The following is a 10,211-nucleotide window of genomic DNA, read 5'->3' on the forward strand; positions in this document are numbered from 1 at the left end:
TGCAATGTATCGTCTAAATCAAATATTATGTTCAACAGACTATCCTTGTCTTCATTACGCATAACGCCCTGTTAAGGTGTGAGCAACGCAATACCGAAGCAACCGCATACCACCTTAACCACTAAACCTAACGCATAGTAAAAATGCCACGCGTTGCGAATCACTCTTAAACAGTTTGTTATGCGTGTGCCTGAGGCTTCAAAGAATCTAGCATTTTCTGCTGGAACTCTTTTCGCATAATTTCTCTTTCTTCGCTCTCATGAAGAGCCAGCAAGAATGTCTGACGATCACCCCACTCTTCTACTTTACGCTTCGGCAAGCCACCGAGGTCTCTAAGTTTCTCAGACATTTGAATGGCTAATAAACCTAAAGCAGCATATTTCATTGCTCTCGCCTCATAAAATTCCGCAAAATCAGGAGGTGTAGCAGTGTAATCACTTACAGCTGAAATATATGAGTTAGCTTCGTGAACCATTTGAGGTAGGTTTAACAAATCGTAGAGTAAATCTTGAGGCAGTATTTTCCAATCAACCTCAAGTTCTAACGGAGTAAAACTTGGGGTTTGCGAATGATAGTAAGTGTATCCATTCTGATCTTCGGTGCCATTATCAGTGACGACCTCACGGCAACCAACTATAAACTGCTCGATACTACTCGTGACAATAATTGCAAGATAGTACGTTTCTGCCGCTTTTGACTTTTTCGCAGCAACAGACTCTTTGAGGATAGTTAAAAGAAAACCGACCAAACCGCCTAAAATGACAACAATTAATTTCTCAAACACGATAATCCTCTAGTCGATAAAGCGCATAACGCCCTGTTAAGGGGTGAGCAACGCAATACAGAAGCTGCCGCATACCACCTTAATCACTAAAACCAACGCATAGCGAAAATGCCATGCGTTGCGAATCCCTCTTGAACAGTTTGTTATGTGAATTTTAGCTGTGTGCCTCGATACTATCTTTTGGAGCTTCTGAACGTATGTCCATGCCATAGTCTCTGATGACACCCGCAACTCTGAGTCTGTAGCTTTCAAAAACACCACCACGACCTTTTAATTGAGCAAATCGGTGAGATTCTAGATTGCGCCACTCTTGAATTGCTTCTTCGTCACGCCAAAATGACAAAGATAGAACCATGCCGTCATTGGTTAGACTTTGGAAACGTTCGATTGAGATAAAACCATCAATATCTGAGAGCAACGGTTTTAGTTCACTTGCAATATCTAGATATTCAGCAGTCTTGCCCTCTGCTACCTGTACTTCAAAAATTACTGCGATCATAACTCACCAGATTACGACTAATATATTCGAGCATTTTACCGAATTGGAGCTGCTGTAAATATGAGTTTTAGCAAGAAGTTAGAGACTAGATTCTGTGATTTTTCGCCATTCACATAACGCCCTGTTAAGGTGTGAGCAACGCAATACCGATGCTTCCGCATACTACCTTAACCACCAAACACAACGCATAGTAAAAATGCCACGCGTTGCGAATCACTCTTAAACAGTTTGTTATGCTCATTCTTCAAGAGTGCACCGAAACTTGTTATCCCTATCTTTAGCGGTAATCGTTTCACCATAGGTGTAGCATTCAAGTGTCAGCTCGTTGTTTTCAATTATTACGATAAACCCAACATCAACATTGCCTAATTTTCCTGCAAATATAGGTTCTAAAACAACATGTCTGTTTATGGGTATTGAACGGGACTTTAGCGTCAAAAAGTACCCAGCACCGGTAAAATGAATCTGCTGATTGAGATCTACACTATTAACAATAGTTTCCCAGTCAAGCGAAAGAGTATCGAGCGCACTTTTAATAATGACCTTTTCAAACAATTTCATCGCTTTCTCTTTGAGCATAACGCCCAATTAAGGTGTGAAGCACGCTGCCACAACACTCAAATTGGACGCCGTAATCACTAAACTAGACCCAAACCAAAAATGCCGAGCGTGCTGAATCACTCTTAAATTGTTTGTTAGCTAAATAAGTTACGCTACAGCTTCAACATCCACTGTTTCGACAGCCTCAAAGCCTTTGGTCTTTTTGAAAGACATATTATGGATAAAGTTTTTCATGCAGTCGGAAGGGTCTATTGTTTCCATGTTAATCCCACCTAACCTAGCCCTAGAGATATACACCGAAAGAACATTTGATTCTTCCAAGTGTCCCGTTGCTTTATTAAGCAATTTGTCGGTTGCATTTATTACCACAAATTCATCGGGCAATATTGCAAACAGCTCACGTGCAACTCGCAGGACTGAGCTACAAACATAATCCTGATAGATTTCGTTGAACTTCCCTACAGGCATTTTTTTGACCGACAACTTGCCGCTCTTTAACAGGCTCTTTTGTTCGCTAGGAATGATATCTTCACCATGAATGTGTACATTCACAGTTACTAACGATGTATCAGAGATGGACAAGCGAAGACTTGAACCCAACGCATCAAGCTCACTAAAAGGGCTCATTTCTTTAATCACTTCGATTTTGGCTTCAGGAGAACCCGCTAATACTTTCTTTGCCTGTTCGACGCTATCCGCCCAATCTTCACACTCCTGTTCCCAAGTTTTGAGTGAAGCTTCATAGTTATTACTGTCTTTTTGTTTAGCTGATTCTATAGCAAGATTTAAAGCTGAAAGCTTTGAATCGACTCGCTTAAACAATTTGTCAATGAAGCTAGGTTTGTATGCTTCTTTTAGCTGCGTTGCTTTTTGCTCTAACACATTTGAAAACACTGGTTTTATAGGCTCGTTAGACAAAGAAATTTGATGCCAGTTAATTTCATCTCCACACTCTTTGTGCATGGACTGAACAATTTCTATATGATTTTCAAAAACGTCGACTTCATACGCAGCTTGCTCCAGTTCTTGCATTTTCGCATACTGCTTTTGCTTTTTTTCAATTTCACGTTGACGTTTTTTTGCGTTTCGATCTGCGCGCTTTGCGGCTGCATTAATAGATCTAACTGTACCTTTCCAACCCATAGTTACCTCATTATTATTTTATTTAGCTAACGCTCTGTTAAGGGGTGAGCAACGCAATACCGAAGTCACCGCACACCACCTTAATCACTTAAACCAACGCATAGTAAAAATGCCACGCGTTGCGAATCCCTCTTGAACAGTTTGTTAGGCGCGTAGCCACGTTTATAACTGAATCTCAACTTTGTTCCGTACATATGTAGGGATAGACAACTGCTCATCTATATCTTTGAACTTTGGCTGTTGAGGCATCAATTCTATTATCGCGTTCAGTTCTTCAAAACTGATACCGACAACTCGGCAAGCAGTCATCAAACCATTTATAAAGTGCTTTTTATCCTGCTTTTGCTGTTGCTCACTTGCAAGAATAGACGAGTACAATTCGCACTCTTTAGTTAATTAGGTTAGAAGTTCTTTTTTGAGGTTTCCATATACAAACTCAGTTACTAGATAGTTTGGACACATTATCAATGATTTAAGACATAACTTCCAAGAGCTTGATCTGACGTTGTAAACCAAGCGCCTAACGCCTTGCTAAGGTGTGAGTAACGCAATACAAAAGCTACCGCACAGCGCCTTAATCACCATAAGCCACCGCAAAGTAAAAATGCCACGCGTTACGAATCACTCTTAAGCAATTTGTTAGTACATGCGCTACTTCTATTTATGCGCTCCAAGATATTGAAAACTGGCATGATATGAAAGGCTTTGAACACTGAAGTGAGACGGGCAGCTACAAAACTTAAAATCGATAGAGAGACGAAAGTTGGCTAGAAGAAAAACGCACTGAACAACCCTACTTTCGCTTGCTTCAAATTAGAAAAGGATTCTTTCCTCGTACTTCAACAGCCACACCAAAAGTAATCAAGGTTCTCTCAAAAGCCACCACGAAAATGAAGAAGCGCCAAAGAAATAGGCTAAGAGTTAGAAACCGTAAACGGAGAAATCAAAGCGAACACTCCGCATATAGTGCCACCGGGAAGAACGTGAAAGGAACAAACTGTAAAGTGTAAAGACGGGCGCCAAAACAGATAAACACCAAAACTTATGACCTTTAATATCAAACCCGTACTAACGCCCTGTTAAGGGGTGAGCAACGCAATACCAAAGCCACCGCATACCACCTTAAACACTAAAACCAACGCATAGTGAAAATGCCACGCGTTGCGAATCCCTCTTGAACAGTTTGTTATACAAATGGTTAATTGGATTCTGCGGTCTCTTTAAAGACTAGGTTAAGAGGTTTAGCTAAAGAGTAAATCCACAAACCAAATGCTACAAAGCACCACATAAACAACGCTAGGAAAAAACTAAATATTGGCCACATTGCTAATGCTAGTAACAGACCTGATACACCCGTTACTGGTGTTTCTTCCCACTTTACAGTCTCCGCACCAAATATGGATGCGATGCCACACATTAAAAAGAAAACAAAGAAGCTTAAGCTAAAGCCGATAAAAAGCATTTTGAAAAGAGACCTTTTCGATATTTTCTTAACTGTAATTTCCATTTTCATCCCTGTATTTGTATAACGCCCTGCTAAGGGGTGAGCAACGCAATACCGCTGCTTCCGCACACCACCTTAATCACTAAATTCAACGCATAGTAAAAATGCCACGCGTTGCGAATCCCTCTTGAGCAGTTTGTTAGTTTGCAAATCCAAAGCGTTGATTTTACGTTATTTTAAACTTTGCAAACAATAAGCTTTATGTGTTTTGATGCATTTAAGTCAGGCGTAGTCTCAAAGCGGCTACTAAATGAAACCACTTGGAACAAACAACGCCGCAGAAAACGAACTCACAACACCAAAAAGCGCTTTTGGAAAGCTAATCTCACAATGCGGGCTTTCAACAAAGTCACTGAAACCACGTGGAACTTGCCACACCAAAGAAAGCGTCACTTCAGCGAGTAGATCGGCTTTTATACCAGCAAACTCAACGAGCAGAGTCTCAGCAAAAAAGTTCAACTCAGTTAACCCAAAAGTCGCCGCACCAAAGAACAAATCAACCGTTGAAACGATACCAATTTTGAGTTTACACCGCGCAAGTTAACACTGAAATTGAATGCCGATAAGACAATTTCGACTTTAAGCTTTTACCACTAGATCTTGCGATATAGGCGCGTTTTTCCTCTTGCAAACTAACGCCCTGTTAAGGTGTGAGCAACGCAATACAAATGCCGCCGCATACAACCTTAAACACCAAAACCAACGCATAGTAAAAATGCCACGCGTTGCGAATCACTCTTAAACAGTTTGTTATAATTTTCTATCGACTAAACCTCTGCAACATAGTATCAAAATCAACCACTGAGGTGCCTCCAGATGTTTGAGATAGATTCATAGACTTGGCAGATTCATTGACAACCCAACTAGAACCACCTTGTGGAAGTTGACTCGAGTAAAACTCATACAGTTTTTGACGACCATATTTAACTTCAAGTTCTGATATAACCGCCATTATATGGTTGTAAACAACCTTTCCAAACCCGATAGCTTCGTCTACGGATGGAATGTAACCTTTATGAATTACTTTATTTCTAAAGCCACGATCATTGCTGCTTAGCTCTGGTGGTAATTCACCTAGTGATGATAAGTAGAGGTAGGTAAAAGCACCAAGCTGCCTTTCAGATTGATTTGAAACGGTCTTCCACGCTTGATCTGCGAGTTCTGATGTAATGCCAGTGTTCACCATTTGAAACTTTATGAAGAATTCGTAAAAGCGCTCCAGAGCACTAGCAAATGACGAAACCGACTCCCGAGTGTAACCGTCACCCAAAGCATTCATACCTAAGTCATATAAAATCTCATATTTTGCAGCATTTAACACAACTGAATATTCATGACCTCTCGGACATTTAATTTCGTGTACTCCGCTATCATGGAGCATGTGAGGCGTAAGCCTGAAACTAAGACTCTGCATGCCGCTTCTATTAAATGCTTCTTGCATACAATATGGACATGTGTGATTTATCCTCATGAGGAATCTCCAAAATTATAACGCCGCGTTAAGTGGTGAACAACGCTGACAACCGAACGTAAGCCATTGCACCGTAAGCACAAAACTCAATTTGAACTGAGAATGCCACGCGTTGTGAATCCGTCTTAAACGCCTTGTTATAACTTCAGATACGTGTGGATTGTTGTATGTAGGTTTTTAAACCCTGTTAGCTCAAATTCCAGTACCCATGAGGATTCAAGTGTCATAGGTAACTTTCCATTTGTCGATTCACCAAATTTAATTTCAGTGATATCAACAGGACTATGAGCTGCAAAGAAGTAAACTGACCCATCAATATACCCGTCATCTGGGTTTACAGGGAAAGTAAATGTTCTACCAGTAAGTTCATTAAGCTCTGTAGGTAAATTAATACCGTTTAGGCTAATTACAGTTTCTATTGTCTCAGAATAGTCGTCTAGACTAAGTTCAAACGGCTCTATTCCTATCTCAAGTGAGACGTCGCCATCGACACCAGAAATCTTTGCACTTGTAAATTTGAGCTTTTCTATCGGGAAATTTTCCACTCTTCCTCCTGAGTTATAACGCCCTGTTAAGGTGTGAGCAACGCAATACCGATGCTACTGCATACCACCTTAATCACTTAAACCAACGCATGATAAAAATGCCACGCGTTGCGAATCACTCTTAAACAGTTTGTTATGTGATTTTTTACTTGGCTGTCTTCATGTACATTTGACATACAGCCTGAACATCTTGGAAGTCACTAGTTCTCCAGAAAGGTTGATGCATAAAACCCTTATTTGCGTTTTTTTGCTTATAACCATCAGCACAGCGACCAAAGTATGACGTCAGGGTTGGCACCAGTTCTTTTTCTAATGATTTGCCGCTAACTGAAATATCATAACCACCAATAGATGGCGATACCCAGAGCCTACCGTTGGCACCAGTCACACTAATATGTTTTTTTGTGATCTTTTGTTGGTGCAAAACTAAAGAGCAGCCAAAACTACTATTTAAATCTGCAACAACACCACTGAGCAGGTTATATAACATATCTGCTTGATTCATTTGATACCTCGCGAATCACATAACGCCCGCTTAAGTGGTGAGCAACGCTACCACAACACTAAATTATTGCACCGTAACCACAAAAGCCAATTAAAACTAAAACCGCCGAGCGTTGCGAATCCGTCTTAAAGCGTTTGTTAACAGTATGCTTTCACCTTACTCTTCGACAATCACATGAATATCTATAGAGGATCTAAATGTAGACTTTTTGCGTCGATATTCGTTGATAGCATGATTGCTATTGGTTTTATCTTTCGGAGGTACTGGTATCTCTGGTAATTCTTGAACCAAATACTTGCACTCTTTAGCGACTAAGTTGCGATCATCTAGGTCGCAGATATTGTCCATTAACTTTGATAATTCATCTTGAACATCATCAATTTTTTCAACAATGTCGGAAGCAAGCATAGCGCCGTTTGCACCACTTTTAATTCTTTCTAGCTGATTCAATACCTTATGAACAGAGCCAATTATTCCAGTCCTAGCTTCAACCCGAATTACATCATGGTGTTTTGCTTTGGTTTGATACAAAGACTCCGATATAATTGCGTCTGACAACCACTTTGAATCCGAATAGAGCAGTTGAAGGCCTTCTCTAAAATCTTTGTATGAGCTAATGCCTTGTAGTAGAAGCATTAATGTACCGATAACCGTTACTCGTGTTTTAATCGACCCTTCTTCAAACTCAATATTTATATCAAGCCCTTCAGATAAGAAAAACTCTGTACGACTTAACGCAAAAGCTCTTATGCTTTCTTTGAACGCTTCAAGCTGTTCTTCAGTTTCAATTCCCGCTGGCTCAACGTGAATATACGCCTGACTAAGAATGTTTTTATTTATGTAATCAGCCACGAAAATTCCTTAATACTGTTAACGCCCAATTAAGGTGTGAAGCACGCGACCACAACACTTAATTTGACCACCATAATCACTGAACTCGACCCAAACCAAAAATGCCAAGCGTGCTGAATCACTCTTAAATTGTTTGTTATAAGCGTACTACAAGGCGAAGTGCAGTAGAATTTTCGAAGCCCGTTCCTGACACACTTCAGATTGCTTTGCCCTTTCAGAAAACTCATTAGAGAACTTGGCGATAGCTTTTAAAAAGTCTATTACCAGAATATCAACATTGATACCTACCACTTTACCCTCACCAATTTCTTTTGAGGCGATCATAAACGCTTCAACAACTGGATGTTGAGGGGGACCACTAATGTACTGAATCTCTCTCACTCTATTGGCTTTTGACAAGTCAGAAGTTGAGGTGTGAGTATGTAACACTGCACATCTAGCTCCCCAAAGATCATCTGCATTACACTTTAGTGATTCATCTTCAAGCATATATTTGTTCACCCACGATTTAAACGAACTACCTGTCGCTTTTTCTTGGGAGTCTGGAGCGTCTAACAGCCCACATGCATCTATTGTGGAGTAAATAATTGTTAATGCTTGTCCCATGAACTTGTTTTTGTGTAATACATCTACAGCCTCGATAACTGTAATGAAATACTTATCGATATTTGTTTGTTCCATGATGCCCTCCTAGCTTATAACGCCCTGTTAAGGTGTGAGCAACGCAACACCGATGCTTCCGCATACCACCTTAACCACAAAACCTAACGCATAGTAAAAATGCCACGCGTTGCGAATCACTCTTAAACAGTTTGTTATGTAACATTTTCAATAGCTTGCGCTGCACTACTGGTAACTTTACCCAAATCCGATTCTGATTGTACAGCAAGGTATTCACATCCTTTAAACTCTAACTGCATATAACTCGCTGTCAGTTCAAATGGTTGTACAAAACATGCAGGCAAGTCTAAGTTGTAGCCAGTAGATAACACTGAAATAGATTTACCTTTCAGCTTGCGTCCCAGCTCTTTTTCGATTGTTAGAAGGGCGGATAATCGGTCAAAGAAAACTTTTAGCTGTGCTGACATTGAGTACCAATAAACTGGCGAAGCAAACACCATATGATCAAAACGGAGTAGCTGATGAATAATTAGAAGAAAATCATCTTTGCTATTTTCATGCTCATAGTCGTAAAAACTGATATCGAAATCAGATAGATCAAACAGTTTTGCATCTGACTGCTCTACGAATGATTCGACTAGTTTTCGCGTATTACCGTCAGATTTTGAAGTACCTAATATGACTCCGATTTTCATCGAGCCTCCATGTTACATAACGCCCTGTTAAGGTGTGAGCAATGCAATACCATGCTGCCGCATACTACCTTAAACACTAAACGCAACGCATGTTGAAAATGCCACGCGTTGCGAATCACTCTTAAACAGTTTGTTATATTCAAATTTCAGTAAGTTCAGTGGTACTTACATTTAGCTAGGAGCAATGTTTTGACTTAACCGTTCGTATAGTTCAATCGCCTCAGTTTTAGATTCCAGTCTCCCTGTAGCATATTGGTACGCTAATTCGAGATCATCGCTTTGAACTGGATAGTACCTTTTAGCAACTTCAACACATTGGGATAGGTCTGTATACCAACTACAATCTTTAGCTGCGACGAAGTAATAGGCTGCTCTTAGTAACTTCTTACCAAGAACCTTAGCAACATTCGCGTCACTCATACCAGTATATCCGAAGCTCATTTGTTCCAAGAAGGTTAGCAAATCACCATTAAGAGCTTGAGCTATTTCAATGCTTGGTTTGTAAGATGAAAACCTAGCCGACAAGTCATTGCCCCAAATACAACAGCAACAGTGCTTCAACCAGAATTGCCAACGATATTTTTCTTTTGATTCTAGAACACCATTGAGGTAACCAGGGTCAATATCTAGCTTACTCACCTCAGGATATTCTTTAGGAATGGCAGCAGATAGTTCATTGAATACCTGCTCTTCCTTTTGACTGATTGGGGTTGTAAGTATGATGGATACATCTAGATCGGAGCTACCAACAATCGCGTTTCCTCTAGGCACGCTACCATACAAATATATCCCATCTACTTGCTCAGGCAGGCGGTAACACAACTCAGAGACAACAGCATCAACGACAACTTTGAACTCGGGCTGGATGTTGTTTGATGAGTAGACATTTCGGATAAAACCCTGCTTGTCGAGACCTCTATCTTGCTCGTACATGTTGATTTTCACCTTTGAATATAACGCCCTGTTAAGGTGTGAGCAACGCAATACCGAGGCTCCCGCATACCACCTTAACCACAAAACCTAACGCATAG

Annotated in this window: 14 protein-coding genes; all 14 read right to left on the reverse strand. The window is 40.4% G+C overall.

Annotation, left to right across the window (positions count from 1 at the left end; all coding sequences use genetic code 11):
* Positions 1–178: 178 nt before the first annotated feature.
* Positions 179–784, reverse strand: a complete 606-nt coding sequence (locus tag R8O70_RS24410; protein ID WP_045986704.1) for a hypothetical protein — start codon at positions 782–784, stop codon at positions 179–181.
* Positions 785–938: 154 nt separating this feature from the next.
* Positions 939–1,283, reverse strand: coding sequence for an antibiotic biosynthesis monooxygenase family protein (locus R8O70_RS24415; RefSeq protein ID WP_258623947.1), 345 nt, complete (start codon positions 1,281–1,283; stop codon positions 939–941).
* A gap of 237 nt (positions 1,284–1,520) precedes the next feature.
* A complete protein-coding gene (locus tag R8O70_RS24420; RefSeq protein ID WP_258623946.1) occupies positions 1,521–1,844 on the reverse strand; it encodes a hypothetical protein in 324 nt (107 codons plus the stop codon).
* A gap of 147 nt (positions 1,845–1,991) precedes the next feature.
* The gene (locus tag R8O70_RS24425) at positions 1,992–2,987 is read right to left on the reverse strand and encodes a hypothetical protein (protein ID WP_258623943.1); all 996 of its coding nucleotides are present in this window, start codon (positions 2,985–2,987) and stop codon (positions 1,992–1,994) included.
* 162 nt (positions 2,988–3,149) lie between these two features.
* On the reverse strand, positions 3,150–3,365 hold the full coding sequence (locus tag R8O70_RS24430) for a hypothetical protein (RefSeq protein ID WP_258623941.1): 216 nt from the start codon (positions 3,363–3,365) through the stop codon (positions 3,150–3,152).
* An 820-nt stretch (positions 3,366–4,185) separates the two neighbouring features.
* Positions 4,186–4,500, reverse strand: a complete 315-nt coding sequence (locus R8O70_RS24440; protein WP_171343458.1) for a hypothetical protein — start codon at positions 4,498–4,500, stop codon at positions 4,186–4,188.
* Positions 4,501–4,737: 237 nt separating this feature from the next.
* Positions 4,738–4,950, reverse strand: a complete 213-nt coding sequence (locus R8O70_RS24445) for a hypothetical protein (RefSeq protein ID WP_229651373.1) — start codon at positions 4,948–4,950, stop codon at positions 4,738–4,740.
* Between the two features lie 301 nt (positions 4,951–5,251).
* Positions 5,252–5,932: a hypothetical protein gene (locus tag R8O70_RS24455; RefSeq protein ID WP_225478313.1), complete on the reverse strand. Its 681-nt coding sequence runs from the start codon at positions 5,930–5,932 to the stop codon at positions 5,252–5,254.
* A 167-nt stretch (positions 5,933–6,099) separates the two neighbouring features.
* Positions 6,100–6,507: a hypothetical protein gene (locus R8O70_RS24460; protein WP_132937075.1), complete on the reverse strand. Its 408-nt coding sequence runs from the start codon at positions 6,505–6,507 to the stop codon at positions 6,100–6,102.
* A 145-nt stretch (positions 6,508–6,652) separates the two neighbouring features.
* Positions 6,653–7,012 carry a histidine kinase gene (locus tag R8O70_RS24465; protein ID WP_140100483.1) on the reverse strand — a complete coding sequence of 120 codons (360 nt, stop codon included), beginning with the start codon at positions 7,010–7,012 and terminating at the stop codon, positions 6,653–6,655.
* A 156-nt stretch (positions 7,013–7,168) separates the two neighbouring features.
* The gene (locus R8O70_RS24470) at positions 7,169–7,864 is read right to left on the reverse strand and encodes a hypothetical protein (protein WP_258623936.1); all 696 of its coding nucleotides are present in this window, start codon (positions 7,862–7,864) and stop codon (positions 7,169–7,171) included.
* 147 nt (positions 7,865–8,011) lie between these two features.
* The gene (locus R8O70_RS24475) at positions 8,012–8,545 is read right to left on the reverse strand and encodes a hypothetical protein (RefSeq protein ID WP_258623933.1); all 534 of its coding nucleotides are present in this window, start codon (positions 8,543–8,545) and stop codon (positions 8,012–8,014) included.
* 134 nt (positions 8,546–8,679) lie between these two features.
* On the reverse strand, positions 8,680–9,180 hold the full coding sequence (locus tag R8O70_RS24480; RefSeq protein WP_258645370.1) for a flavodoxin family protein: 501 nt from the start codon (positions 9,178–9,180) through the stop codon (positions 8,680–8,682).
* 171 nt (positions 9,181–9,351) lie between these two features.
* A complete protein-coding gene (locus R8O70_RS24485; RefSeq protein ID WP_213892046.1) occupies positions 9,352–10,113 on the reverse strand; it encodes a nucleotidyltransferase domain-containing protein in 762 nt (253 codons plus the stop codon).
* Between the last annotated feature and the right edge of the window lie 98 nt (positions 10,114–10,211).

This window comes from Vibrio sp. 779(2023), from assembly GCF_033344285.1.
Classification (GTDB): Bacteria; Pseudomonadota; Gammaproteobacteria; order Enterobacterales; family Vibrionaceae; genus Vibrio; species Vibrio alginolyticus.